Source organism: Streptomyces sp. CB01881, assembly GCF_002953255.1.
Classification (GTDB): domain Bacteria; phylum Actinomycetota; class Actinomycetes; order Streptomycetales; family Streptomycetaceae; genus Kitasatospora.
In genome coordinates, this window is record NZ_CP026498.1 from 2,072,711 (window position 1) to 2,099,186 (window position 26,476).

Here is a 26,476-nt window from a genome sequence, read left to right on the forward strand (position 1 = left end):
GTTGGTGGCGGCAGTGCCTGCCGGTGTCACGGCCTACCGGCCGTTCTTGACGAGGTCCGGGTGCACGGTGGCGGCGATCTGCCGGACGGTGTCGGCGTTGCGGACCCCGCCGATGGTGGTGACCTCGGATCCGATCCGCAGGAACCTGCCGTCCTTGACGGCCTTCAGGCCCTGGGTCGCGGGGAAGCCCTTCAGGAACGCCTCGGCCTCGTCAAAGGCCTTGCGGGTCTCCTCCTCGGTGCCGCGGGTGCGGACGGCGAGCTGGATCCAGTCCGGGTTCTTCGCGACGACGTCCTCCCAGGAGACCGGCCTGAAGTCGGCGTCGCAGTCCGCGAACACGTTGCGCGCGCCGGCCAGGGTGATCACCGCGTTGGCGACCTGCCGGCCGCAGACGGCGACCGGCTGCTTGGTGCCGGCGTCGAAGTCGAAGAAGAAGTAGCCGGGCCGCTGGTCGGCGGGAACGGCGGCGGTCGCGGTGCGCACCTCGCCCACCGTCCGCTCCATCCCGGTGACCAGCTCCTCGGCCCTGGCGCCCGTGCCGGTGACCGCGCCGAGCCGGCGCAGGTCGTTCTCGACCTCGGCGAGGTCGGTGCGCGGCCCCTTGGCGGCCTTGGGCGTGCCGGAGCAGGCGGTGGAGAGGAGGAAGACGTGCTGGATGCCCGCCGCCGTGAACTCCTCCTCGCTCGGCCCGGCGCCGGCGCCGCCCATCATCGGCATCGCCCCGAAGGCGTCCACGTAGAGGTCGGCGCCGGAGCCGAGCAGCTTCTCCTTGGCGATCCCCATCTCGCCCAGCACCGGCACCTTGGCGCCCTGTTCGGCGATCGGCGCCGGCAGGCTGCCCTTGCCCGGCGGGAATCCCGTGCCGATCACGCGGTCGCCGGCACCGAGCTGGAGCAGCATCTCCAGGCCGGCGGCGTTGCTGGTGACGATCTTCTTCGGCGCCTGCTTGACCGTGGTCTCCTTGCCCGCGCAGTCGGCCACCTTCACCGGGAACCCGCCGGCGGCGGCGGTCTGCCCGCCACCGCCGCCGCTTCCGTCCGTGCTCCCTCCACCGCCGCTCCCACACGCCGTGGCGAACAGGGCAACAGCGGCCGCGATACCGCAGAACACGCGAGGGCGCATGAGAACTCTCCTGGTCAATGGTCGTGCTCGGGCCCGTCCTACGAACCCGGACCAGGTAGTCGGCCGCCACCCCCGCCCGGTTCCCGGGACTTGAGGATCGTTCGGAGCCGCGGGCAGGGCCGGTCAGGCGAGGCGGCGCCGGGGCCGGGGCCGGGCCGACGCACCCGGGTCAGGCGAGGCGGCGCCGGGGTCAGGCGAGGCGGGGCCGGGGTTGGGGCGGCGGGCCGTCCAGCCGGGCGAGGGCCGTGCGTACCGCGATGCGTCCGGCGGCGTGGAACGACCGGTCGTGCGAGTCGACGTCGTGCACGACGGTGCGGTGCACGACGACGGCCACCGCCACCCGGCCCGCGGCCGTCCGCCCGGCCAGTTCCTCCTGCATGCCTGCGGCCAGGGCCGCGTGGTACCCGGCCAGTTCGCCCGGCGTGGGGCTGCCGATCACGGTGGCGTCGCGCGCGGCCTCCAGGACGAAGCCTTCCTCCCAGGGCTCGAAGTCCACCGTGACGTCGGCGAGGTCGCAGGGGCAGCCGGCCTGACGGGCGTACACCGCGCGTACGCCCCGGACCGGCTGCGGCGGGAAGGTCATCGGCTCGGTGTCGTCCATGGGCTGACGGTAGTCCACCGTCGGCCGCGGGCACTCCGGGGGCCAGGAGGCGGGAAACGGGAGGCGGGGGCCGGGAGACGGGATTCGGCGGCCGGTGCCGAGCGGAGTGGGCGGAACGGGCGGGCGGAACGGGCGGGCGGAACGGGCGGGCGGAGCGGGGGTGGGCAGGCCTTACGGTGGGCGGGTGCCGCAGACCGTTCTCCCGCCCCGCGATCCCTCCGGTCCCCCCGTGGACGACCTCGGGCTGCCCGTGCCGCTCGGACCGGGGCCGGTGAGGCGGGTGGTGTCGCTGGTCCCCTCGCTGACCGAGGCCGTCGCCGTCACCGCCCCGGGGCTGCTGGCGGGCGCCACCGACTGGTGCTCACACCCCGCCGACCTGGCGGTGGAGCGGATCGGCGGCACCAAGAACCCGGACGTCCACCGGATCGCGGCACTCGCCCCGGACCTCGTCATCGCCAACGACGAGGAGAACCGCCGGCCCGACCTCCACGCGCTGCGGGCCGCCGGCCTGGCCGTCTGGGTCACCGACATCCGCACGCTGGACCAGGCGTTCTCCTCGCTGCACCGCCTCCTGACGGCCGGCTGCGGCCTGCCCCGCCCGGCGTGGCTCGACGCCGCCGAAGCCTCCTGGGCCGGCGTCCGGCCACTGCCCGGCGCCGACCGCCTCCGCGCCGTCGTGCCGATCTGGCGCCGCCCCTGGATGGTGCTCGGCCGCGACACGTTCGCCGGCGACCTGCTCGGGCGCCTCGGCGTCGACCTGATCCACGCCGGCCACCCCGAGCGGTACCCCGCCGTCCCGCTGCCCGAACTGCTCGCCGCGGAAGCCGACCTGGTGGTCCTTCCGGACGAGCCGTACCGCTTCACGGCGAACGACGGCCCCGAGGCGTTCCCCGGTGTCCCGGCCGCGCTGGTCAGCGGGCGGCATCTGACCTGGTACGGACCGTCCTTGGTGGAGGCGCCGGGGCTCCTGGCGGCGCAGCTGACACGGGCGTCGGTGCACGGGCACGAACGGCGGTGAGATGCGCGCCGGACCCGTGGCAGGCCCACTGGTCGGTGCGGTGATCCGACCATCGTAGGATGTCGCCCTCTCGCCGGGACGGCCGGTGACACAGGGGGGCGGAACAACATGAAGGTGCGTGCTTCACGGCAGGCGCTGGTCCTGGTGTCGGCGGCGGCCGTGTCCACCGCACTGCTGACGGGCTGCGGCAGCAAGAAGGCGGACGACACCGCCGGGGGAACGCCGGCACCTGCGGCGGCCACCGTCACGGACGCCCCGCCGACCACCGCGCCGACGGCCACCGCGTCGCCCAGCGCGACGACGAGTGCCACCGCCACCCCGAGTGCGAGCGCCTCGCCGAGCGCGACGGCCGGCAAGACCGCCAAGCCGAGCCCGACCGCCTCGGCGAGCAGCGCCAAGCCCACCACCGCCAAGCCCGCCGACCCCGCCCCGAAGGCCGCACCGGCCCCCGCTCCGGTGGCGGTCGCGGCGCCCGCGCCGACCCCCAAGCCCGGGCCGGTCGCGCCCCCGCCGCCGCCCGCGCCCGCCACCCCGCACGTCCCGCCGCTGCAGAGCGGCTGCACGCCGAGCAAGCCGCAGCCCGACGAGCCCAAGGAGGCCGTCGCCACCGCGCTGACCACCGCCGCCGGCCAGGCCCGCACGCTCAACCTCAGCAGCGGCGGCACCGACAAGCTCCCGCCCCTGCCGGTCAACCTGGTCAAGGCGATCGCCTGGCAGGAGAGCGGCTGGCAGTCCGGCATCCTCGCCTGTGACGGCGGCATCGGCACCATGCAGATCATGCCCGCCACGGTGAGCTGGATGAACAGCAAGTTCGGGACGACCTCCGACCCGAAGACGCTTCCCGGCAACGTCCAGCTCGGCACCCAGCTGCTCGACTGGCTGGTCGCCTACTACGGCGACTCCTCCTTCGGCGGGAAGTACGACCTCTCCCCCGACCCGGCCACCGGCAAGACGCCGCTGCTCGACCTGGTCGTCTCCGCCTACAACGCGGGCGCGGGCAACGTGCACTACAACACGGTCACCGACCCGGCCACCGGCACCACCACCGGGAGCCTGGCCATCCCCAACCCCGGCTACGTCGCCAGCGTCAAGGCGCTGATGTCCAGCGCGCCCTGGAACAAGGCGGGCTGAGCGGGAACGCTCCCCGGTCTGTTGAAGGGCCCCGTCGCCGCCCCGGGGTCGCCCCGGGGCCGACAGCGCTTGACGCCGGCGCCAGGAAGAGGCCCGGCACCAGCGAGCCGACGGGACTGCTCGCAGCGCAGGTCACGTTGCAGCACAGGTCAGGTTGCACCGCAGGTCACGCGTCCGGCAGGCTCCCCGGATGCCTCCTTCGCACAGCGATATGCCGCTGGTGACCACGAGGCCGTGTGGGCGGACATGCGTCGCCTCGGGCCGGTTCCCAATGCCCTGTCCGAAGACTGCGCGGCCGTTGCAGCGGAGACGATGCGCAGGGTTCACCGTCATGTCGGTCGCCTCGGCGATGCGCCGGCGGAACTCGGCCTGGTCCCGATCGCGGGACTGGATGCGCTCAAGCCGCCGACGCCGGCCGACCACGTCGAACTGGATGCGCTGGCCGAGGAGGCCGGTGCTCTGCCCTTCGCCCTCGACGCCTGTCTTCGCCACGTCGGCAGGGTGGTGTTCGCCGGGGACTGTCCCGCGGTGGACCTGACCTGGACGGAGGGGGACCAGTACGACGTCGCGGGCCTGTACCCGGATCCGCTGGTACTGCCGGACGTCGAGCACCTGCGCCACTGCTGGGACGGGCATCGGGAGCCGCTGCGGGACCGTCCCGAATCGGAGGGAGCAGGATTCCTCTTCGAGTTCGCCCCGGACGAGCTGCACAAGGCCAACATCAGCGGTTCGACCCACGACATCCTCCTCGCGGAGGCGACGGCCGACCCCGTCGTCCGGGGAGTCGATGGCCGTCCGGGCATCACCCTGGTCGAGTACCTTCGCCTCTCCATTGCCTGGGGCGGAATGCCCGGCTGGTCGTTGCAACCCGACCGAGCGCCCTCCGCCCTGGCAGCGCTCCGAGTCCGCCCGGACTTCTAGCTCCGAGGAGCACGGAGGCGCCGCGCCGACCCCGCGACGCTCGGCCTGCACGGATCCCCGGACATGCAGGAAGGCGGCACCACCGTACGAACTCGGTGGTGCCGCCTTCCGTTCACCCTTCAGCCCCGCGGCCGTGCCGCCTGACCGATCCGGCGGGCGATACCGACGATCCTGCCGCTGCTCCGTTCAGAGCCGGTCAGAGGCAGTCAGAGGCAGGTCAGAGCCGGTCAGCGTCAGGCACGCGCGGCCGTGACGGCGGCGCCCAGCGCCTCCTTGATGCGCGGGCCGAGCCGGGCGAAGCCCAGCTCCTTCATCGCGGCCCGCAGCAGCTCCTCCTCGCTGCGATCCACACCGTCGCCGTCCACCCACCGCACCACGGCGAGCAGTTCGTCGGCGGAGTAGGCGGTGACGGGACGGCCCGGCGTGAAGTCGGGCTTCTCGGCCCGGGCGGCGGGGACCTCCGGCTCGGCGACCGGCTCCACGACCTCCGGCTCGGGCTCCTCGGCCACGACCGGCTCGACCTCGACCTCGGTCACGGGCTCGGCCTCAGCCTCAGCCTCGGCCTCGGCCTCAGCCACGGGCTCGACCTCGGCAACCGGCTCCGACACCTCGGCGACGGCCTCAGCTTCAATCTCCTCGGACACCACCTCGGCGGCGACGGGCTCGACCTCGGCGACCGGCTCGGCCTCGGCCACGGGCTCGACCTCGGCCACGGGCTCGGCGACCGGCTCCACAACCTCCGGCTCCGGCACCTCGGCCACGACCGGCTCGACCTCGGCCACGAGCTCGACCTCGGCAACCGGCTCCGACACCTCGGCGACGGCCTCAGCTTCGGTCTCCTCGGACACCCCCTCGGCGACGACGGGCTCGACCTCGGCGACCGGCTCGGCCTCAACGACGGGCTCGACCTCGGCCACGACCGACTCGACCTCAGCCACGAGCTCGACCTCGGCAACCGGCTCCGACACCTCGGCGACGGCCTCAGCTTCGGTCTCCTCGGACACCCCCTCGGCGGCGACGGGCTCGACCTCGGCGACCGGCTCGGCCTCAACGACGGGCTCGACCTCGGCCACGGGCTCGGCGACCGGCTCCACAACCTCCGGCTCCGGCACCTCGGCCACGACCGACTCGACCTCAGCCACAGCCTCGACCTCGGCAACCGGCTCCGACACCTCGGCGACGGCCTCAGCTTCGGTCTCCTCGGCGACGGGCTCGACCTCCACCGCGAGCTCGGCCTCGGCCTCAACGACCGCTTCCGGCTCGGTGACCTCGGCCGCGGCCTCCACCTCGGCAACCGGCTCCACAACCTCCGGCTCCGGCACCTCGGTCACAGCCGACTCGACCTCGGCCACAGCCTCAACCTCGGCCTTGGGCTCGGCCTCCACGGCGGGTTCGGCCTCGACCGCAGCAGCCGGCTCCACAACCTCAGGCTCGACCTCCTCGGCCACGACCGGCTCGACCTCGGCCAGGGGTTCGGCCTCGACCTCGGCCTCCTCCGCCTGCTCGACCTCCACCGCGGCCTTCACCGGGGTGATGTCGACCAGGTCGTCCGCCGCGGGGGACGGCGCCGGCAGGGTGACGACGGGCTGGATCTCGACGGGCTCCTCAGCCGTGGGCTGCTCGTCCTCGGTCACCTCGGCGTCGGCCTCGGCCACCGCGTCAACCTCCGGCCCGGCGACCTCGACCTCGGTCTCCGCCTCGGCGGCGTCCTCCCGCTCCGTCAGCCCGTCCCGCTGCCCGCCCGCCAGGGCCTGACGGGCGTTGAAGGCGGCCTCGGCGGTGCGGCGGTCGGCGCGGGCGGCGGTGAGCTCGGCGAGCAGGTCGCCGAGGCCGGCCTCCTCCAGGGAGGTGCGCAGGGAGCGGATGGTGGGAATGCGGTAGAGGGTGCCCTCGTCGGCGGCCAGGCGCTCGACCAGGTCGATGAGCTCGCCGAACGGCAGCGCGTCGAGGTCGCGCTCGGGCAGCAGGCGGGCGAGGTCGCGCAGGCCGGTGCCGATCGCCTCGAAGGCGGCGGCGGTGCGCTCGGCCAGGGCGCCGTCGGCCGGCGGGACGGGCAGGGCGCCGGACGGGGCGAGGACGGCCCAGGCGCGGCGCTCGATCTCGGCGGAGGCGAGCGCCTCGTGCAGTTCCTCGGGGCGCACCTTGCGGCCGTCGGCGGCCAGCGCAGCGGCCTGCTTGCGCAGTGCACGCCCCTTGAAGAAGGAGAGCTTGACGCCGCGCTCACGGCGCCAGGCGCGGTCCGCGGTGGCGGCGACGAGCGCGTCGAGGTCGGCCTCGTAGGCGGCGCCGGTCAGGGTGGACGATGTCTGGTGGACGCGCTGGAGCGTCTCGGCGAACAGGGCGGCGACGGCGACGGTACCTGGCTCGCCGAGCTTGGCGTCGGCGGCGAGGGCGGTGACGGCCTCCCAGGTCTGCTGGAGGTCGCGGCCGCGCAGCTCGGCGAGGGCGGTGGAGGCGGCGCGGGCGTCCTCGGGAGTGGCGACGGTGTCGACGGCCTCGTACCAGGCGTGGGTCTCGGCGGTGAGCGTGAAGGCGCCGAGTTCGGCGTAGCGGCCGAGTTCCTCGCGGAGGTCGGTGTCCGCCGCCTGGCTGCGGGTCTGCTCCAGGTCCGTGGCGTCCTTGGCGTCGTTGGCATCGGCGTCGGCCACGGTGGCGGCGTCGGCGGCCTTGGCATCGGCGGCGTCGGCCGCGTCGGCGTTGCGCGAGTGAAGCACTGTCATGTGAGGTCCGGTTCTGGGCGACTGCGGCGGGGCGGGCGGCGAGGGGGACGGCGGACCGGGTGCGCACGGAGGCCCCGGCGGGTGGGGCTGGGGGCGCGCGGTCGGCCTACCGGTTGTGGAGGCCAAGAATACGGGTGCCCGTTCGAGCCTTGCACGCACCCACCGCCCGACGGACCGGTGTCGCGTGCCACACCGCCCGCCTGGCCGCTACCCGGGAGGGCCGATCGGGTGGTGCGGGGCGGGGCCGGGCGGGTGACCGGGCCGGCGGCGCAGCCCGTCCACCGGCACGCTCCGGGTGCGCCGACCGAGCGGCGGCCGGTAGCCGGATCGGGCGAGGGTGTCGATGGTGACCGGCGCGAGGTACTCGTGGAGTGGCGTCCGGTGCCACCAGGCTCCGGTTTCGCGCAGTTCGCGCCAATCGGTGAACCGGTAATGGTGGAGGGTCGCCCGGACGTGGGTCGGCGGGGCGTCGGGGAAGGGGTTGTGGCGCAGCAGCCGCAGGGTGGCCGGGTCGTTGGTGAGCAGCCGCGCGACGAACGGCAGGAACCAGGGCCGGGCGTAGGCGGGTGAGATGCCGGCGAACCACATCAGCCAGTCCAGGCGCAGGTGGTAGGGGGCGTACTGGCGCGGGAGGCGGCGCACGTCGCCGGGCTTGCCCTTGAAGTCGTACTCGCGCCAGACGGTGTGCCGGGTGACGGTCGGCTCGTCGGTGCCCTCGACGACGACCTCCTGGCGGATGCGGTTGACACTGCCGAAGGCGCCGTAGGTGTTGACGAGGTGGAGGCGGTTGAAGGAGCGGTTCATCACCTGCCGGCGCGAGACCAGGTTCCGTACCGGCCAGTAGCTGAGGACGGCGACGACGACGGCCAGCGCGATCACCACGGCCTCGAACCAGCCGGGGGTGCCGCCGTACGTGCGCGGGTGGACGGGCAGGCCGAGCCGGGTGGGGTCGACGGCGGCGAGGGCGAGCGTGATGGTGAGCCAGTTGAGCCAGGCGAAGTTTCCGGAGGCGACCAGCCAGAGCTGGGTGGCCACGATCACGCAGGCGGCATAGGTGGCGACCGGCTGCGGGAGGAAGAGGCCCACCGGGACGAGGAGCTGGGTGACGTGGTTGGCCGCCGCCTCGACCCGGTGCAGCGGCGCGGGCAGGTGGTGGAAGAACCAGCTGAGCGGGCCGGGCATGGGCTGGGTCTCGTGGTGGTAGCGCAGGCAGGTCAGGTCGCGCCAGCAGCTGTCGCCGCGCAGCTTGATCAGTCCGGCGCCGAACTCGACCCGGAAGACGAGCCAGCGCATCAGCCAGAGCACCAGGACGGGCGGGGCGTCGTCGTCGTTACCGAGGAAGGCGGCCAGGAAGCCGGCCTCCAGCAGCAGGGATTCCCAGCCGAAGGAGTACCAGGTCTGGCCGACGTTGACGATCGAGAGGTAGAGCACCCAGAGCAGCGCCCAGAGGAGTACCGAAGCCCAGAGCGGGACGGCGTCGCCCAGCCCGGCGACCAGGCCGGCGGAGACCGCGGCGCCGGTCCACGCGACGGCGGCGAAGAAACGGTCGCTGTAGTGGAGGTGGAAGAGGCCGGGGGCCTGGCGGAACGACACCCGGGCGGTGTAGCGGGGCACGGGAAGCATCCCGTCGGCGCCGATCAGCGCTCTGAACTGGGCGGCGGCGGCGAGGAATCCGGTGAGGTAGACGGCGGCCAGCAGCCGTTGCACGAGGAGCCTGCTCAGCCAGTACTCGGGGGCGGCGAACCAGTCCATGCGGCCCATGCCTACCACCGGCCCGGGCTACCGGGCGTCCGCGCGGGTGTGCGGCGGGGGCGGTTCACCCGGGCGGCACTCCTTCCCGTTCGCGGCGCGAGCCGGCGGCGGGCGGAAGCCGGCGACCTCGGGCGCCGGGCGGCGTCCGACACCCGGCGCCCGGCGCCGGGCCGACCCCGGCGGGCCGAACGTTCGGCACGGGGGTCAGGCGGCCGGGATCAGGCAGTGAGGCCGGGGCCAGACGGGCGGGTCAGGCAGTGGCCGGGGCGGTGGGGGTGGGCTCCAGCTCGTCCAGGGCGTTCACGAGCGGGGCCAGCTCCGGAATCCCGGTGGCCTTCGCCAGCGTCGCCTCCAGGGTGGCGTCGTGCACCGGGCGTGCGGCCTGGAGCAGGTGGCGTCCCTCCGGGGTCAGCTCGGTGTAGATGCCGCGCCGGTCGTCCGCGCAGAGGAAGCGGCTGAGCAGGCCGCGGTCCTCCAGCCTGGTCACCAGGCGGGTGGTCGCGCTGCTGCTCAGCGCCGCCGCACGGGCCAGCTGCTGCATCCGCATGTGCCAGCCGTCCTGTCGGGAGAGGGCGTCCAGCACCGTGAACTCGACCACCGAGAGCTGGTGCTCGGCCTGCAACGCCTTCTCCAGCGCCGTGTCGATGAGCCCGTGCAGCGCGGCGAGCGTACGCCACCCGCGGGCGCGGATCTCGGCGGCATCGTCGTGGATACCCATGGCTCGCCCTTCTCTTTCCGGTCCCGTCACTGGTGTCGGCGCCGGTGCCGTGTCCGATCCGGGCCGATGGTGTGACGACCGGTCGAACGTCTCCCATCCACCAAGTATGCCATTTGGCGCGGTTTACCTGCCTGTACAAGTACTTTTCCTTATAGGACGGGTGCCACCTCCTCCTCCTGCCGCGCCCAGCCGCCCGCGCAGAGCGCCGAGGCCAGCTCCTCGCTGTAGCAGGCCGCCGCCAGCCACGCCGTGGTGAACGCCTCGTGATCGTCCGCCACCACCCGGCCGAACACGTCCCGCGGCTGGTCCCCCGCCGCAGCGCGCAGCCCGCCCAGCAGCGCCGCCCCCGTCGCGAGGCCCGCCGCTCGCAGCCGTGCCCCGTCCGCGTCCAGCGTCCCGGCCTTCCCCGTGCCGAGGGCGAGCGCCGGCCGCCCGCCGGTCACGGCCTGCTCGACCCGGCGGGTGAGCAGGTGGACGGGGACGTCGGGTGCGTCGGGTGCGTCGGGTGCCCGGACCGAGACGTCCGGGCCGGCCTGCTCCACGGGGCCGACCGGGTCGTGCAGGCGCTCGGGAACGGGCCCCGGAAGGGGCTCCGGGTGGGGCTGCGGGAACGGCCCGGCGAGGCGTTCGGGGAGGGAGAGGTCGGCGGTCTGCAGCCGCTCCAGGCCCAGGTTGACCCGGCCCGCCCGGTCGGCGGGCAGGGCCAGCGACGGGACGCCCGCCTGATCGTGCGGCCCCGCCTGTCCCGGCCCGTCCGGGGCCGGGGCGACCGCGAGCAGGCGCAGTTCGGGGCGGGCGGCCCGTTCCAGCCGGCCGATCACCCGCAGCCGCAGCCCCGGCGCGGTCGCGAGCAGCGCCAGATTGCCCCGGAATGCCAGGCCCGGGTGGTCGTGCGCCGCGCGCAGCGCGACCACCAGGCCGTCGCAGTCGGCGAGCAGCCGCGCCGGACCGGCCGCCCCGTGCGGGGCGGCGCCGAGCAGCGTGACGTCCAGGAACAGCAGGTCGCTCCCGGCCGGCCGGCCCTCGTACGGCGACGTCGCCGCCGACAGGGCACGCTCCACCTGCGCGGCTGCCGGCTCCGCCCAGAGCCCGGCCGCCGGCTCCGCCGTCCACGCGGCACCCGCCGCGCGGACCGCCTTCACGGAGGCCCCTGCACCGAGCCGCCCGCCGGCGGACCTGGTCGCCCCCTGGACGACCAGCCCGGCGCGGCTGAACTCGCGATGGCTGAGCAGCGCGTCGCCCAGCCGGACCGCCCGGCCGCCGGCGCCGACGGCCTGCGGTGCCGCGGCCGTGGCATCGGCGTGCGGCATGACCTCCGCCACCGTGCTCAGCCGCCCGGTGGCGTCCACCGCCCAGGTGAGCACCCCCGCGTGGGTGGCCGTCAGCACCGGCTCGGAGAACAGCCCGTACAACCGCAGGCCGCCCGCCTCCGCGTACGTCTGCCGGGCGGTGCCGCGCAGGTCGGCGGTGCCGCCGTGGCCGTTCACCATGGCCGTGGTCAGTTCGAGCAGCTCGCGCACGGCCGCGACCAGGTCGGCGAGCCGGTGGTCCGGCTCGCCCGAGCGTGCCGCGCGGACCCTGGTCACCACGGCCACCGCCGCCGCCGACGGCCGGTGGAGCCCCGCGAGCCGGGCCCGGTGCCCCGCGCGGAGCAGCTCCGCCTGGACCACCGCCCCCGCCCCGCCGACGCCGGCGGCGAGGACGGCGGCGGCGGCCCGGTACAGGTGCCGGACGGCGGCCGACTCGGCCGGGGTGAGCGGTGCCTCCGGCCCGGGGGCGGCGGCCGGGGGCTGTTCGCCACCCGCGTCTGCCGGTGGGGCCGCTGCCGTGGCGTCCGCCGGGGGCACGGGCTCCTGTTCGTCCTCCGCGAGCCGGCAGACGGTGACCGCTGCCGCGCGGTGCACACAGGCGGGCGCGAGCAGGCAGCCGCAGCGGACGCCGGCCTGGTCGACGACCACTCCGCCCGGCGCGTGCAGGACCAGCTCCGCCTCCTCGTCGACCGCGACCCGCCAGTCGTCGCCGGAGCGCTCCACCGGCCGCGCGGCCAGCTTGGCGGCCGCACCGTCCAACCGCTTCTGCAGGCGCGCCGACAGCCCGCCGACCACCTCGGCGACCACCTCCGGCCGCACCGCCGGCCACGTCGTGCCCGCTTCCATCGATGCCGTCATCGGATCTTCTCCCCCACCCAGCGGGCCAGTTCGAGCGGGCTGAGCGCCGCCACCGGCATCCCGGCCGCGACCAGTTGGCTCGCGACCGCCTTCGAGTACCGCGCCGTCCCCGTGTCGTCGAGCGCGGCGCAGCCGAGCAGTCGGCAGCCCGAGTCGACCAGCGCCCGGGTCTGTGCGAGCAGCCCTCCGACCGGGCCGCCCTCCTCGAAGTCGCTGATCACCGCGACCAGCGTCCGGGACGGTACCGTCACCAGCTCACGCGCGTACTTCAGCCCGTTCGCGATGTTCGTTCCACCGCCGATCCGGACCTCCAGGAGCAGGCTCAGCGGATCGTCCACCCGCTCGGTCAGGTCGACGACCTCGGTGGAGAACGCGACGAAGTGGGTGCTGAGCGCGGGCACCCCCGCCAGGATCGAGGCGGTCAGCGCCGCCCACACCGTGGACGACTCCATCGACCCGGAGACGTCCACGACCAGGATCAGCCGCCAGTCCGCCGCCTTGCGGGCCCTCGTCCGGAAGACGGGCCGCTCGGGGACGATCACCGTCCCGCCGTGCTCGTCCCCCGGTCGCGCCGGGCGGGCGGTGGCGAGGTTGGCCCGGATCGTCCGGTCCAGGTCCAGCCCGCCGCCCGGCCGGCGGCTGGGCCTCGGCACGCTGATCCCGGTCAGCGCCGGGCGCAGCCTCGTCGCCAGCTCCCGGGTGAGCTCGTCCACCAGCCGCCGAACCAGCGGGCGCAGTCCGGCGATCCGCGCCTCGGGCAGCCCGCCGGCGTGTTCGAGCACGGTGCGGAGCAGTTCGACGGAGGGGCGGACGGCATCCGGGTCGATCGCCTCCAACGCGTCCGTCCGGCCCTGCGCCGCGGCCGCGGCCAGGACCTCCTCCCGGATGCCCGGCCCGAACAGCGCGGCCAACTCCTCGCCCCACTCCCGTACGCCCGGATACGGCGCCTCCCGGCCGCCCCGGTTGCCGCCCGCACCGCCCCGGCCCTCCAGCCCCGGCCCGGAACCCTCACCGCGGCCGGTGCCGTACAGCTCGTCGAGCGCGGTGGCGAGCCGGGCGGACCGTCCGGCGAGGCCGCCGTTCCCCGGCCGCCCGAGCAGCAGCCGCCACCGCTCGGCGGGGGCGAGGAACTGGGCGGGTGCGTCGGTCCGGGTGGTGGGGGTAACGGGGGTGTCGGGGGTGTCGGGGGTGTCGGGGGTGGTCGGGGTGGTCGGGGTGGTCGGGGTGGTCGGGGTGGTCGGGGTGGTCGGGGTGGTCGGGGTGGTCGGGGTGACGGGGGTGGCGTCCGGCGTCGCGGCGAACGCCTCCGGGAGGAGGCCGCGCCGGCCCAGGGCGGCGCGGGCCGCGAGGTCGGCGCGGGCCCAGCCGGCGAGCAGCGCGGGCGCGACGGCGTCGGGCAGGGCGTGCAGGCGGGTGCCGAGCCGCTCCTCGACCAGGACCAGCAGCCGGTCACGGGCCGCCGGGCTGAGGGTGTCGAAGCCACCGCGCAACGCGGGCAGCCGGTCCAGGAACCCGGTGTCCGTCAGCGTGGTGACCCGTTCCAGCACCGGTTCGAGCACCTCGGGCGCGGTGTCGAAGAGCCCCTCGGCCGCCGTCAGCAGCCCGACCAGCGCGCGCCCGAGAGCGAACCGGCTTTCGGGGCCGGTGGCACCGTCGACCCACGAGGCGGCCCGGCCCCCGAACGCCGTCGGAGCGTCCTGGCCGAGCAGCACCCGCACCGCCCCCGCCGCACCACGGACCAACGGGCTCCCCCCGTCGGCGAGTTCGGCCAGCGTCCGGCCGAGCCGGACCCCGCCCGAGCGGTCGGCCCGGCGCGCGAGCTCCACCAGAGCACGGGCGTCCGCCGGATCGTCCGACCCGCCCAGGCCCTCCAACTGACGCACCGCGGCGGCGGTCAGCAGCTCCCCTGCGGCCGCCAGTGCTTCACCGGACACCGGGTTCAGGTCGGCAGCGGCCGCGGCCCCCTCGACCGGACCGGCCGGCGACGGGGAGGCGGAGGCCCCGGCCCGGCGAACGCCGTCGCCCGGACCGGACTCCCCGCCGCCGGGCCCGCCCACCGGAGGAACGAACGCCGGCACGGGTGCGCCGGCCGCGTCGGCCGTGCCGGCGTCACCGAGCGCTCCGGCCTCGCCGACCAGGCCGGACGGGTCCGGGGCGAGGCCGGGGACGTGGCCCGCGGTGAGACGGTCGAGGAGGGCGAGGGCGTCGAGGAGTTCGGGGAGGGCGGCGGTCTCGGGGAGGACGGTGGTGAGCTGGCCGAGGCGGGTGCCGGCGAGGACGGGGAGGCCGCAGGCGGCGGCTTCGGCGAGGCCGGTGAGGACCTCGCGGGCGGTCGGACCGCCCTCCTGCCGTTCGCGCCGCAGGCGTTCCCGCAGGGCGCCTTCGGCCGCCTGGGCCGGGGTCACCCCGCGGGTGCCGGCGACGGTGAGCATCGCCGCGGTGGCCGGGGTCCACTGCACGCGCCAGCGGGTGCCCAGGGTCTCGGTGCCTCCGGCGCCGGTGGTGGCGACCGGTTCGGCGTACGGGACGGCGCAGGCGGTGAGGCGGTGGAGGAGCAGCTCGCGACGGCGGTCGAGGGCCGAGCGCAGCGGGTCGAGGCGGAGTTCGCGCGGTCCGGCCTCGGCGGTGTCGGCGGGGCCGGGGAGGCCGAGCCGGGCGAGGAGGGCCTCGACGGCGGGCGCCAGGCCGCTGCGCGGAGCACCGGGGGCGGCGCGACCGGTGCGGGTGCCGACCAGGACGCTCTCCAGGGCGCGGGCGACGGCGCGGCCCCGGCCGAGCGGTTCGCCCTGGGCGAGGACGGTCTGCACGGCCTCGACCAGTTCGCCGCGGCCGGGGGCGGCGAGGCCGCGCAGGCGGGCGAGGTCGCCGGCGAGGCGGACGATCTCGCGGGCGTCGGCGGGGCCGGAGGGGTGGTCCTGGGTGCGCAGGGCCTCGCAGATCCGGACGGCGGTGCGGACGAGCGCCTCGGCGAGGTGCTCCGGGTCACCGCCGGCGGCGAGGACGGTGTGCTGCCACTCGGGATCGCGGATGCCGGCCGGGTAGCCGGAGCGGGCGTCGAGCAGGGGGTAGGTGTAGGGGATGAGCGAGACCACGTGGCCGCCGTCGGGCACCGGCTGCGCCTCGGCCTCTACACCGTCCTGCGGGTCGGCCTGCCGATCTGGCTGTGGGTCGGGCAGCGGATCGAGCAGCGCGGGTGCGTGGAAGGCGCCGACCACGGCGGCGACCCGCCGCCCGCCCGCCGCCGCGGCCCGGATGCGCGCCCGCATCCACTCCTCGCGCCGCAGGTCGTACCGGTCGATGCCGGTGCGGGCGGCGGCGTCGTGGCGCATGGCCCAGCCGACCAGCAGTGCGGCGCGCCGGACGGCCTCCGGGGTGGAGCCGGGGGCCGCGGTCTCGACCAGGCGGTCCCAGAGGTCCTCGTCGTCGTCGCGGCCGGTGAGCCGCCGGCGCAGCGCGTCGGCGACCCCGGGGTGGCCGCCCTCCCCCGGTGCGTCGGCCGGGCCGTCGGCGTGGGCGGAACGGCCCTGGCCCCGGTGGGCGAGCGGCAGGTCGCAGGCGAGCGCCTCCACGCCGTTGCGCCGGGCCCACCGCAGCGCGGCCAGCTCCGGGGAGAAGTCGGCGAACGGGTAGAAGGCGAGCCCGGACGCACCGTCACCCGCGTGCTCCCCCGCGCCGCCCCCGGCCCCGCCGGGGGCGGCGGCGAGGGCGACCGGCGCCTCGGTGGACTCGTCCGCCAGCCAGCCGAGCCACGGCTGGAACTCGGCGGGCAGCTCGACCAGCACCACCTCGGGGCGGGCGGCGTCGAGCAGCGCGGGCACGACCGCGCTGAGCGAGGGGGCGTGGTGCCGGACCCCGATCAGGTACGGCCCGGGTGTGGCGGTGCCCGAGGCGGCCAGCCGGGCCGCCTCCGACTCCACCACCCCCCGCGGGTCGGCCGGCACCCGGCGGGGGTCGTCGGCGTCCGCTCCGTGGGCGTGGACCGCGCTGCTCGTCGTCATCGCCTCACGCCTCCAGTGCCGAGCGGAGGTCCCACAGGGTGCGCCAGGTGCCGGCGCCCTGCTCCGCACGGCGGCGGACCGGGCCGTCCCAGTAGCCCAGCAGGCGGGCGGCGTCCGACGGGTCGTCCTTGCGGACGACGCCGATCAGCTGGCCGGGCAGCCGCCCGAGCAGGTCGCCGCCGTCGGGCAGGTAGGCCGCGGAGACGCCGAGGGCGGTGGCCACCGAGACGGCCTCGGCGGTGCTCATCACGGTGGACGGACGCTCGACGTCCCACCCCTCGGTGGAGCGGCCGGTGCGCAGGTCACGGAAGGCGGTGACGAGTGCCTCCAGCACCGCGTCGTCCACCGCGTACGGCGCTCCGGCGCGGGCGACGGCGGCGGTGGACTGGCGGCGGACCAGCTCGACCTCGGCGGCGAGGCTGCCGATCGGGCCGACCGTCTCGAAGTTGAACCGCCGTTTGAGGGCCGCCGACATCTCGCTGACGCCCTTGTCCCGCAGGTTGGCGGTGGCGATCAGGGTGAAACCGGCCGCGGCGTGCAGCTGGCCGTCCGGGGTGCCGGCCAGCTCCGGGACGGCGATGCGCCGTTCGGAGAGCAGCGAGACCAGGGCGTCCTGGACCTCCGGCAGGCAGCGGGTGACCTCCTCGACCCGGGCGACGGCGCCGGTGGTCATCGCGGTGAGCACCGGCGAGGGCACCAGCGCCTCCCGGCTGGGGCCCTTGGCGAGGAGCAGGGCGTAGTTCCACCCGTACTTGAGCTGGTCCTCGGTGGTGCCGGCGGTGCCCTGGACGGTGAGCGCGCTGGTGCCGCAGACGGCTGCGGCGAGCAGCTCGGAGAGCATCGACTTGGCGGTGCCGGGCTCGCCGACGAGCAGCAGGCCGCGCTCGCCGGCGAGGGTGACGACGCAGCGCTCGACCAGCGCCCGCTCACCGACGAACTTCTGCTCGACGGCGAGGCTCTTCCGCCCGGCCTTGAGCTTCTCGCCGGCGCTGCCCATCACGAAGGTGACGACGGCGCGCGGGGTGAGCCGCCAGCCCGGCGGGCGGGGGCCGGAGTCGTGCGCGGCCAGGAACTCCAGCTCGGCGGCGTACTTCTCCTCCGCCGGGACGCTCTGCCGCGTCGGGGTCGCCGCCCCGGCCTTCGCCGTCCGGGCGGCCGGGGGCCCGGCGGCCGGGGGGTGGGTGTTCACGGTCTCGGTGGTGCTCATCGGCGGGCCTTCCTGCGCTTGCTGGTCCGGAGCTCTTCGTAGCCGGGGGTGTCGCCGTCGCCGATCCGCTGCCAGGCCCGGGCGAACAGCTCCGGGACGGACAGGTGCGGCAGGACGGTGTGGTGGGTGGGCAGTTCGTACAGGCCGGCCTTCCAGGTCTCGGCGGGCAGGCCGGGGGCCTTGGCCTCCTGCCAGCCGCCGGGCAGGAAGAGGCTGCGGCCGGCCCGGGCCCGCTTGGCCTCCAGCACCAGGCCGGTGGCCGCGAGTTCGGCGCGGGCCCGCTTCAGCCGGGCGGGCTTCCAGCCGGTCCATCGGGCGACGTTGCGGTCGGTCGGATCGGGCAGCGCGAGCAGCTGGAGGTAGAGCGCGGCGGCGTCCTCTCCGAGGCCGTGCGCCTTGGCCGCCTCGGCGACCAGGTCGGGCACGCTGAGCTGCGGGTCCTGCGCCCAGCCGGTCGGCGCCCCGCCCTCGGGCCCGGCCTCCGGCAGCGACACCAGCCGCTCCAGCTCGCCGCTCAGGACGGCCTCCAGGGCGCGCCGCTCGCCGGCGAACCAGTAGCTGGCGGAGAGCCCGCCGAGCAGCTCCAGCAGGGGGTCGTCGGCGCCGGTGAGCCCGGCCGGGCGCAGCCAGACGCACTCGTCCTCGCCGCCGCCGGGGGCGAGGACGAGTGCCTCACCACAGCGGACCAGGCCGTCGGCGTCGGCGCCGCCCTCGGCCGGCAGCCCGTACCGGGTGCGCAGGACGGCGGCCAGCTTCTGGTCCTTGAGGGTGAGATGGAGGTCGTGGTCCAGCAGCAGGCCGGGGTCGGCCAGGCGGGCCCGCAGTGCGGCGACGGCCTGCGGCAGCAGCGGGCGCAGCGGGCTGTCGGCGGGCAGGTGGTAGGCCAGCCAGCGGAGGGCGTCGACCGTCCCGGCGAGCGTGTTGCCTCCGGGCACGGCGGCGGGGTCGTCGGCGCGCAGGCGGACCGCGCCACCGTCCTCGTCGGCGCGCACCCGGTAGCCGGTGGTGCGGCTGAGCCAGGGCGTCCGGGCGGGGTTGAGCACCGCCTCGATGTGGCCGATGGAGGCGCCGCTGACGATGGCCTGGGCGTCCTCGGGCAGCGTGACGAGCGTGCCCAACAGCTCCGTCCAGCGGGCCGCGCCGGCGGCGGTGTCGGGGCCCTCGGTCCAGAGGCGCTCCGGGTCGGCGGGCAGCAACGCGGCCCAGACGTCGGCGAGGGCGGTCCGGTCCCGGTCGCGGAGCCAGTCGCGGGCGGCCTTGGCCTCGGCGTTCCTGAGGCCGTACTCCTTGAGCCGGTCGGCCGGCAGCACGTTGCCGTACCACTGGAAGAGGGTGCCGGTGGGGCTGAGCAGCAGGGTGGCGCGGGTGGTGCCGATGCCGGTCCGCGCCGCGAAGTCGGCCGCGTGGTCCGGCTCCCGGGTGGTGGCGCCGCGCAGGGCCAGGACCCGCCGGAACCCGGCCAGCCACGCAGCGCTGATCCGCTCCTCGGTGTTGCGCTCCTCGACGGTGGTGAAGTGGGCGACGGGGCCGAACGCGCCGCTCGGGTCGTGGTCGACGGCGAGCCAGTGCACGCGGTCGCCGTGGTGGTGGCGGCAGCCCAGGACGACGACGGTGCGGTCGCCGTGCCGCAGCACCTGCCCGGCGCGCTTCTTGTGCCGGTGCTCCCGGCCCGCCTCGTTGAGCGGCTCGCTGAGGGTGATCTCGCGCAGGGTGGCGCCGCGGTCGGCGAGCAGGCCCTTCGTCAACTCGTCGAGCAGCAGCACGAGGGCGGACCGCTCGGCGCTCCCGGTGAGCGGGGCCGCGGCGGCGTAGGCGAGGGTGCCGAGCCGGCCGAGCAGGTGGAGCCAGCCGTGGTGGTTGTCGTCGCCGAGCAGCCGGACCTGGAGCGGGGCGGACCAGCCCTCCCCGCCCTCGGGCACCGCGGGCGGGGCGGCGAGGACGGCGGTGACGGTGCGCAGGTTGTTGAGGGACAGCCACCCGCCGTTGCTCCCCCAGGACGGGCCGAAGCCGCCGAGGTCGGGGAGCAGGACGCCGACGGCCTGGCGCAGCTCGTGGTCACGGCCGTGCTCGGGCTGGTACGCGGTGCCGGCCCGGGCGGCGTCGGCCTTGGGGCGTGCCTCGGCCTCGGGCTGCGGGAGGAACCGGGCGACCCGGTCGAGCAGGTCGGCGGCGGCCCGGGCGAGCCCGGCGACGCCGGCGCGCAGCAGCGGGTGGGAGACGCCGGGCAGCGCCTCGCCGACCGCGGTGACGGGCACCCTGCTGCGGGACTTCTTGCCGTTGGCGAGCAGGCGGCGGGCGCCCTGGACGGTGAGCCAGCGCTGCTCGTCGGCGGGCACCGGCTCGACGTCCACCGGCCAGGCGGCGTCGATCAGCCGGGCGGCCTGCTGGTCGGTGACGGCGCGCAGGACGCGCGAGCCCTCCTCGTCGCGCGGCCGCAGGGCGTGCCAGTGGACGAGCGGCGGGACGTACGCGGTGCCGGCGGCCGCCGGCCCGCCCGGACGGCAGACGCTCAGGTCGGCGGTGGTGTCCGCGTCGGCCGTGGTGACGGTGCCTCCGGTGGTTCCGTCCGCGTGGGTTCCGCCCGCCGGGTCGGCGTCGGTGCGGGCCTCGGCGGCGCCGGGCAGGGCGAGGGCCAGGCCGCCGCCGCGCTCCTCGACGACCAGCGGGCGGGCGCCGCCGGGCAGGGCGAGCCGGCCGACCGGAAAGCGCCGGGCGTGGGTGCCGTCACCGGCCAGGACGAGGGTGGTGCCGTCGGCGGTACCGGTGGTGACGCGGCCTCCGTCGACCCGGACCCAGCTGCCGAGCGCGGCACCGTCGGTGCCGAGCGGGGTGGCCTCCAGCCCGGGCTGCATCGGCAGCAGCCGGGTGCGTTGCACGTCGAGCCGGCCGGCGGTGGCAGTGGCGGCGATCCGCGGCGGCTCGGCGGCGCGGCCGAGGGTGCCGGTGGCCGGGTCCAGCTCGGTGAGGTGGCCGCCGCCGCGGCCGTGGCGGACCGTCCAGTGGCCGGTGCCGTCGCCGGTCACCGGGTGCTCGGCGGGCATCCGGGTGTCCCCGGCGTGCAGCGGGCGCTCTCCGGTGGTCCGCCCGCCGCCGGGCAGCGGGAGGGACGGGACGCCGGGCTCGTCGTTGCCGCCGTAGTAGCGGACGATGGTCTCGCCGCCGAGGACGAAGGTCTCGGCCGGGCGACCGGACCAGTAGGCGTGCTGCTTGCCGTCCCGGTACCAGGCGACGAGCAGCTCGTCGTCGACGTAGCGGAGCCGGGGCCGCTGCCACCGCTCCAGCTTGTCGGGGATCCGCAGGGTGTGCTCCAGCACGATGCCCTGCGGGCCGGCCACCACGACCTGGTCCTTGCGGGCCAGGATCAGGTGCGGCCAGGCGTCCTCGGTGTACAGGCCCTCGGGGAGCTGGCGGCCGGCCGGGCCGCCGGGTGCCGTGCCCGACTCGACGCCGAGCCTGCGGAGCGCCTCTTCGAGGGCGGGCCAGCCGAGTTCGTCGAGGATGCCGGCCCGCAGGGTGCGGGCGAGCAGGCCGGTGACGTCGAGCCCGGCGATCCGCTCGGCGGCGGCCGGGTTCTCGCTGCGGATGGCCGTGCGGCTGGTCCGCAGGACGCGCAGCAGGTCGGCGGCGTTCGCCAGGCCGCGGGCGGCCAGGAGTTCGTCGGCGCGCGCGTCGGACCACTCGACGAACAGCTCGCGCAGCACCGGGAGGGCGGGCACCTGCCGGGCCACGGCGGCGTCCCAGGCGCCGGGGACGGCGGCGCGCAGCGCGGGCCGGAACCGCGGGTCGGCGGCGAGCGCGGCGAGCGTGCGGCTGTCGGGACCGGACCGGGCGACCCAGGCGGAGAGGTCGAGGGAGAGGCCGTCGGCGGGGTCGGCGACCGGGACGCCCTCGGCGAGCAGCAGGTCGAGCACGCCGAGCTGGACGGTGCTGCGCCGCACTCCGGTCAGCAGGTCGACCGGGACGCCGTCGGCGCGCAGCCGGCCGGTCATCCGGCCGGCGAGGGCGATGGTCTCGGAGCCGGGGCTGTCGTTGTTCCAGCCCCGGCCGACGTGGTTGCACCAGCTCCGCAGCCAGTCGGCGGGATCGGTGGGCCCGGCACCCTCCGCGGGCGCGGTGCGCGGCCCGGTGAGCAGCTGCTCGGCGCCGCTCTCGGCGAGAACGGCGAGCCAGGAGGCGTCCTGGGCGTTGCGGTCGGAGGTGCCGGCCGGGTCGGGCAGGATCTCCAGCAGGCGGGCGCGGACCGCCTCGTCCCTGCGGCCCAGGTCGATGACGGCGCCGTGCCAGGACTTCCAGAACGCGCCGGGCGCCCGGTTGACGGCGGGTGAGGCGAGCAGCTCGGCGAGGAGCGCCCCCTCGTGCTCGGTACGGTCCAGCCCGGCGGCCCGGATCAGGGCGCGGGCGTCCTCGGCGACGCCCGCGTAGGGGGCCATGCCGGCCGCCGAGCGTTCGGTGCAGAGCTGGCGGAACCGCTGCCAGGCGGTGAGCGGGTCGAGCCGGGTGCTCAGCTCCTTGACGTACTGGCGCAGCGACTTGACGGTGAGCGCGCCGGCCAGCGCGAACTCCAGGAAGACGGCGCGCAGCCGTTCCTCGTCCACGGTGAGGCTGTGGGTGCGCTCGGCCTCGCGGGCCTTGCCGAAGAAGGTGCCGGCGTAGGTCTGGTTGCCCTGTTCGAGGAAGATCCGGCCGACCTCCTCGCAGTAGGTGGGCAGGAAGTGCGGCACGGCGCGGCCGAGGCGCACGGCGAGCGCCTCGAAGCCGTCCTTGGCGTGCCCGGGCTTGGACCTGGCCTGCCGGGCGAGCCGCTCCATCTCCTTGACCAGGGCGAGCGCGTGGTGCCCGTTGGCCGGGTCGTGGACCAGCGCCCAGGCGGGGAAGCCCAGCGCCTCCTGGCGGACCTGGCCGACCTCGACGGGCTCCTCCGCGGGCCTGAGGCCGAGGAACTCGACCGCCAGGTCCTCGGCGGGACCGAGCGCGCCGGGCACCAGCCGGACGATCCGGCGCCCGTCGAGCGCGGGGTGGGCGTAGCTGCGGGCGGTGAGCACGTCGGCGGGGCTGTCGGGCTGCCCGGCGCCGGGCAGCGTGCCGGCCGGGAGCACCGCCCCGGCGTCCAGCAGGCGCTCGGGCTGTCCGGTCGTACCGGTGCCGCCGCTCTCGGTGCGGCCGGTGTCGGTGGCGCTGGTGGTCATGCGGCTTCCTCCCCTTCGATCGTGCGGCCGGCGTGCAGCGCGGCGGCCATCCGCATGCCCTCGGACCAGGCGACCGGCCCGACCTGGGCGAGCGGCAGGACCTTGCCGCCCGGGCCCGTCCAGCTGAGTGCGCCGGTCTCGCACTCGTCGTACTCGTAGTAGTCGCCGACCCAGACGCGGGCCTCCAGGGCGACGCCGCCCTCGACGACCGGCAGGACGGCGTGGCCGCCGCGCACCCGGTAGCCGAGCCGGGCGCAGCGGCCGAGCAGCTCGCGCAGCTCCTTGTAGCGGCCGCCCGCGTAGGTCGTGACCTCGGTGCCGGGCGCGTCGGCGCCGGCCGGGCGGTGCCACACCTCCCGGTACAGCTGCTGGACCTGCTGGGCGACGCCGAGTTCGACGGCGAACTCGCGCAGCTCGTCCAGGTCGTCCAGCAGGACGGGGTGGGGTATCCGGATCTCGGCGTCGGTGAGGCGCACGGTGTCCCCGTCGAGGTCGACCAGGCCCAGCCCGCGCTCGGCGTCGGCCCCGCGCAGGAACCCGGCGACCGAACCGTCCGCGCCGGTGACCACCAGGTCGCGCAGGACCTCCTGCCAGGCCTCGTCCGCCCAGACCGCGGTGACCACGGCGGCGGGCACCGGCAGCGAGCGCACCATCCACCGCTCGGCGTCGTCCAGACAGCGCCGCCGGTGCGCGGCCAGCCATTCGGTGAGCTGCCTGAGTCCGGTGACCACCGGATCGTCGTTCAGCTTCGACGGGACGGACTTCAACTGGCGGCCGGCCGCGTTGCGGCAGACCACCTTGCCCTCCTCGTCGAGCGCGACTTGGTAGCCGCCCGTTCCCGCTTCCACCCACGCCACGGCCGCTCTCCTCCCAGCTGCTGGTCAGTGATGCGAGGAACGTAACGGGACACACTGACAACGCGTCGGCCGGGGGACCGCCTCCGGGCAGGCTCGATTCCAAACCCATCGAACGGGTGAACGATGGGAAGTTCCGGCCCCGATCCGGTAGATTCGCCCGGAATCTGATCGGCACACGAAGCGGCTCCGGGCCGCCAGGTCGGCACGGGGGAATCGGTGGGGACCGGACGGGCGGAGACCCGGCGCCAGGAGGCGCTGCTGGAGTGCTGGCGGGCGGTGGAGCTGTTCAGCCCGCCGCCGATCCCCGCGCCCCGCCGCCGGCGCACCGGCCGGTCCGGCGGTGCCGACGAGACGCTGTGCGACCTGACCCCGGTCCCCGGGGAGCCGCGCCCGCTGCTGCCCTGGGCGCCCGGCCACCCGGTGACGGCGGCCCGGCTCGCCCCGCGCGGGAAGATGTGGCGCCACGAGGTCTACGGCGGGGTGTTCGAGCTGGAGCGGCTGCGCCAGGCGATGATCGCGGCGCTGCCGCACGGCACCGACCCGGACCCGGGCGTGCCCGCACGGGAGCTGGTGCTGAACGGGCAGAGCGCGATGTACGCGCTGGTCCTGGACGAGCACGGCCGCCTGGTCGAGGACACCCCGGTGGTGTCGGCCTGCGCCTGGGCGGCCGGGCGGCTCTTCGACCCCGGGCCGTCGGCCGACGGCTGGCTGGACGGCTTCGAGGACCTGGACGAGGCGTTCGGGCTGGCCGTCCGGGAGCTCACCGCGACACCGATCCCGCACGTCGCCTGGACGGAGTCCCAGCGGCCCGGGCCGCCCGCCGCGGCCTTCCGGGACTCCGGCCGGCCCACCGACGACCGGGCTCCCCGACCCCGCGCGGACCCGAACGGCGGGCGCTCCGGGAGTGGTTGGCAGCGGCTCGTCGCCGAGATCCTCGGCGGCGCGGCGGTCGGCGCACTCGCCGCCCTGTTCGGCGAGGTCGCGGGCGCGGCCGCCCAGGGCGCGGTGGAGCCGCTGGTCCGGCGGACGGTCGACTGGGTCGAGGCGCGCCGGGCCGCCCGGGACCGCACCGGCGGGACCGCGCAGGCGGACGCGGGAGCCCCGGCGGGCGCCGGCGGCGCGGGGGCCGCAACGGCGCCGGGCGACGGCAGCGCCACCACGACCCGGTCCGGTGGCGGCGCAGTTCCGGCCGCGGTCCCGGTGGACGACGAACCGGCGGCCCCGGGCGCGGGGGAGGACGACGGCCCCCGGCCGGTCTCCTTCGCGGACCTGGTGGCACTGACCGCCCAGATCGCCGACCTGTGCGGCGTCCAGCACCTCCTGGACCCGGCCACCATCCGGATCAGGAGCCGCCTGGTGCGCCGCCCCAAGGACTCCCGGGCGTCCGCGACCGTCGGCCAGCTTTTCCTCAACAGCCTGCTCCCGCCCGACCTGGCCAGGGTCCGCGCCGCCTCCGACAAGGGCTTCGGTCCGGCCCTGACCGCCTACCTGAGCGCCGGCGGGGAGCTCGACCCGGCCCACCGCACCGACGTCCGCGAGGACCGCGCCGCCGTCCTCGCCGGCGTCCGACCCGTGCTGACCCCGGCCGGACGCTGGCCCGCCGAGGCCCGCCACCCCCTGGCGCTCAGCCAGCAGTTCGCCGTCAACCGGCTGCTCCAGGCCCGCGAAGGAACGACCGGCGGCCTGTTCTCCGTCAACGGGCCGCCGGGCACCGGCAAGACCACCATGCTGCGGGACCTCGTCGCCGCCCTCGTGGTCGAACGGGCCGCCCTGATGGCCGAGTTCGACCGGCCGGAGCGGGCGTTCACCGGGCGCCCGTGGTACGGCAAGGACCGCCAGGGCGTCCATGCGCGCTACGTCGCCGCGCTCGACCCCCGGCTGACCGGCTTCGAGATCGTGGTCACCTCCTCCAACAACGGCGCGGTCGAGAACATCACCGCCGAACTGCCCGGCCTCGGCGCACTCGCCGAGCACTGGCACCCGGACGAGGGCCACTTCGCCGACCTCGCCTCGGCCCTGCTCAGGGGCGCCCCGGCGTGGGGGCTGATCGCCGCCGTGCTCGGCAACAAGACCAACCGCAAGGAGTTCGTCGACCGGTTCTGGTGGGGCCGGCTGCCCCCCGAGGAGAACGCCGCCCGCACTCCCCTGGGGTTGCCGCCGCTTCGCGGGATGCAGGCCGTCCTCAGCGGCTGGATCCCCCCGGCGCCGCCGCGCACCCGGAGCCGGACCGGCGCCGCCGCCGCTCCCGCAGGCCCCACCGAGCCCGCAGGCCCCGCCGAGCCGGTGCCCTCCTGGCCGGAGGCCGTGGCGGCGTTCCGCGCCGCACAGGCCGAGGTGGAGCGCCTGCGCACCCAACGCCTCGGCCTGGCCGCACTGTTGGACACCGTCGACTCATCCGCGGCGGAGCAGCGCATCCAGCACCTGCGGTCCGCGCTGCGGGCCGCCCGGGCGCGGGACGCCGAGGCCGGGGACCGGCTGCGCGAGGCCGAACAGGCCACCGCGGCGGCCACGCTCGCCACCGCCACCGCCACCACGGCCCACCGGTCCGCCGAGGAGCGGCTCCGCCAGGCCGGCCGGGACCTGGCCGCCGCCCGGGCGGACCTCGCCGCGGAGCGCGAAGTCGCAGAACAGCAGCGCCAGTACGTGGAGGCCCTGGCCACCCGGCACGACACCCCCGCCACCGTCGAAGGCGGTCTGCGCGGCGGACTGCGCCGCCTGCTGCAGACCTCGGCCGACCGGCGGGCCGCCGAGGAGCAACGGGGCCGGTCCCAGGCCGAGATCCTGCAGCTACTGGACAGCGGCCGGGCCGGTCTCGACGACCAACTCGCCGCCGTGGGGCGCTCCGTGCGGGCCGAGGTGCTCGCGGTGGACGCCCGGGCACGGATCGCCGCCGAGGCCGCAGCCAGGAAGGGCCGCCTGGCGGCCGCCCAGGACCGCGGGCGAAGCGCCGAGGCCCAGGAGACCCGGGCACGCGCCGGGTCGGTGCACGCCCGCCGGGAGGCGGAGAGGGCGGCCGGGGAGCTCGAAGCCGCCGTTGCCGGGCTGCGCGAGGGCCGGGAGCGGCTCGACGCGGCAGC

At 76.4% G+C, this 26,476-nt stretch carries 13 protein-coding genes and 1 pseudogene; 4 read left to right on the plus strand and 10 right to left on the minus strand.

Going from position 1 to position 26,476, the window contains the following annotated elements; all coding sequences use genetic code 11:
* Positions 1-33: 33 nt before the first annotated feature.
* Positions 34-1,122: an ABC transporter substrate-binding protein gene (locus tag C2142_RS09095; RefSeq protein ID WP_148641923.1), complete on the minus strand. Its 1,089-nt coding sequence runs from the start codon at positions 1,120-1,122 to the stop codon at positions 34-36.
* A 190-nt stretch (positions 1,123-1,312) separates the two neighbouring features.
* Positions 1,313-1,723: a hypothetical protein gene (locus C2142_RS09100; RefSeq protein ID WP_148641924.1), complete on the minus strand. Its 411-nt coding sequence runs from the start codon at positions 1,721-1,723 to the stop codon at positions 1,313-1,315.
* Between the two features lie 271 nt (positions 1,724-1,994).
* Here C2142_RS09100 and C2142_RS09105 point away from each other — a divergent pair, with 271 nt between their 5' ends.
* The 3 genes from C2142_RS09105 (at position 1,995) to C2142_RS09115 (ending at position 4,793) form a co-directional block, all read left to right on the plus strand.
* Positions 1,995-2,741 carry a helical backbone metal receptor gene (locus C2142_RS09105; RefSeq protein WP_148642299.1) on the plus strand — a complete coding sequence of 249 codons (747 nt, stop codon included), beginning with the start codon at positions 1,995-1,997 and terminating at the stop codon, positions 2,739-2,741.
* A 114-nt stretch (positions 2,742-2,855) separates the two neighbouring features.
* The gene (locus C2142_RS09110; protein WP_148641925.1) at positions 2,856-3,872 is read left to right on the plus strand and encodes a lytic transglycosylase domain-containing protein; all 1,017 of its coding nucleotides are present in this window, start codon (positions 2,856-2,858) and stop codon (positions 3,870-3,872) included.
* A gap of 312 nt (positions 3,873-4,184) precedes the next feature.
* Complete coding sequence (locus tag C2142_RS09115; RefSeq protein WP_148641926.1) at positions 4,185-4,793, plus strand: hypothetical protein; 609 nt, start codon at positions 4,185-4,187, stop codon at positions 4,791-4,793.
* Between the two features lie 233 nt (positions 4,794-5,026).
* Here the strand turns inward: C2142_RS09115 and C2142_RS09120 are convergent, their stop codons facing one another.
* From C2142_RS09120 to C2142_RS09155, 8 genes are all read right to left on the minus strand, one after another.
* Entirely contained in the window at positions 5,027-7,513 is a 2,487-nt protein-coding gene (locus tag C2142_RS09120) for a hypothetical protein (protein ID WP_148641927.1), read from the minus strand.
* A gap of 207 nt (positions 7,514-7,720) precedes the next feature.
* The gene (locus C2142_RS09125) at positions 7,721-9,265 is read right to left on the minus strand and encodes a lipase maturation factor family protein (RefSeq protein ID WP_148642300.1); all 1,545 of its coding nucleotides are present in this window, start codon (positions 9,263-9,265) and stop codon (positions 7,721-7,723) included.
* Positions 9,266-9,515: 250 nt separating this feature from the next.
* Positions 9,516-9,983 (minus strand): MarR family transcriptional regulator, encoded by a 468-nt coding sequence (locus C2142_RS09130; RefSeq protein WP_148641928.1) that lies wholly within the window; start codon positions 9,981-9,983, stop codon positions 9,516-9,518.
* 149 nt (positions 9,984-10,132) lie between these two features.
* Complete coding sequence (locus C2142_RS09135; RefSeq protein ID WP_241002465.1) at positions 10,133-12,151, minus strand: hypothetical protein; 2,019 nt, start codon at positions 12,149-12,151, stop codon at positions 10,133-10,135.
* Positions 12,148-16,149 carry a DUF5682 family protein gene (locus C2142_RS09140; protein ID WP_148641929.1) on the minus strand — a complete coding sequence of 1,334 codons (4,002 nt, stop codon included), beginning with the start codon at positions 16,147-16,149 and terminating at the stop codon, positions 12,148-12,150. The genes C2142_RS09135 and C2142_RS09140 overlap by 4 nt, the downstream gene beginning before the upstream one ends.
* A gap of 4 nt (positions 16,150-16,153) precedes the next feature.
* Positions 16,154-17,356: an AAA family ATPase gene (locus C2142_RS09145; RefSeq protein WP_148641930.1), complete on the minus strand. Its 1,203-nt coding sequence runs from the start codon at positions 17,354-17,356 to the stop codon at positions 16,154-16,156.
* Positions 17,353-22,542, minus strand: coding sequence for a hypothetical protein (locus tag C2142_RS09150; protein WP_153882762.1), 5,190 nt, complete (start codon positions 22,540-22,542; stop codon positions 17,353-17,355). Before C2142_RS09150 ends, C2142_RS09145 begins: the two co-directional genes overlap by 4 nt.
* Positions 22,539-23,399 carry a DUF4132 domain-containing protein gene (locus C2142_RS09155; RefSeq protein WP_148641931.1) on the minus strand — a complete coding sequence of 287 codons (861 nt, stop codon included), beginning with the start codon at positions 23,397-23,399 and terminating at the stop codon, positions 22,539-22,541. Before C2142_RS09155 ends, C2142_RS09150 begins: the two co-directional genes overlap by 4 nt.
* A 216-nt stretch (positions 23,400-23,615) precedes the next feature.
* Here C2142_RS09155 and C2142_RS09160 point away from each other — a divergent pair.
* Positions 23,616-26,476: pseudogene (locus C2142_RS09160) on the plus strand (hypothetical protein); the annotation flags it as partial.

Coding starts and splice junctions, on each gene's coding strand:
- C2142_RS09095 (WP_148641923.1), bottom strand. CDS start 1,122: ATGCGCCCTCGCGTGTTCTGCGGTATCGCGGCCGCTGTTGCCCTGTTC.
- C2142_RS09100 (WP_148641924.1), bottom strand. CDS start 1,723: ATGGACGACACCGAGCCGATGACCTTCCCGCCGCAGCCGGTCCGGGGC.
- C2142_RS09115 (WP_148641926.1), top strand. CDS start 4,185: ATGCGCAGGGTTCACCGTCATGTCGGTCGCCTCGGCGATGCGCCGGCG.
- C2142_RS09120 (WP_148641927.1), bottom strand. CDS start 7,513: ATGACAGTGCTTCACTCGCGCAACGCCGACGCGGCCGACGCCGCCGAT.
- C2142_RS09125 (WP_148642300.1), bottom strand. CDS start 9,265: ATGGACTGGTTCGCCGCCCCCGAGTACTGGCTGAGCAGGCTCCTCGTG.
- C2142_RS09130 (WP_148641928.1), bottom strand. CDS start 9,983: ATGGGTATCCACGACGATGCCGCCGAGATCCGCGCCCGCGGGTGGCGT.
- C2142_RS09135 (WP_241002465.1), bottom strand. CDS start 12,151: ATGACGGCATCGATGGAAGCGGGCACGACGTGGCCGGCGGTGCGGCCG.
- C2142_RS09140 (WP_148641929.1), bottom strand. CDS start 16,149: ATGACGACGAGCAGCGCGGTCCACGCCCACGGAGCGGACGCCGACGAC.
- C2142_RS09145 (WP_148641930.1), bottom strand. CDS start 17,356: ATGAGCACCACCGAGACCGTGAACACCCACCCCCCGGCCGCCGGGCCC.
- C2142_RS09150 (WP_153882762.1), bottom strand. CDS start 22,542: ATGACCACCAGCGCCACCGACACCGGCCGCACCGAGAGCGGCGGCACC.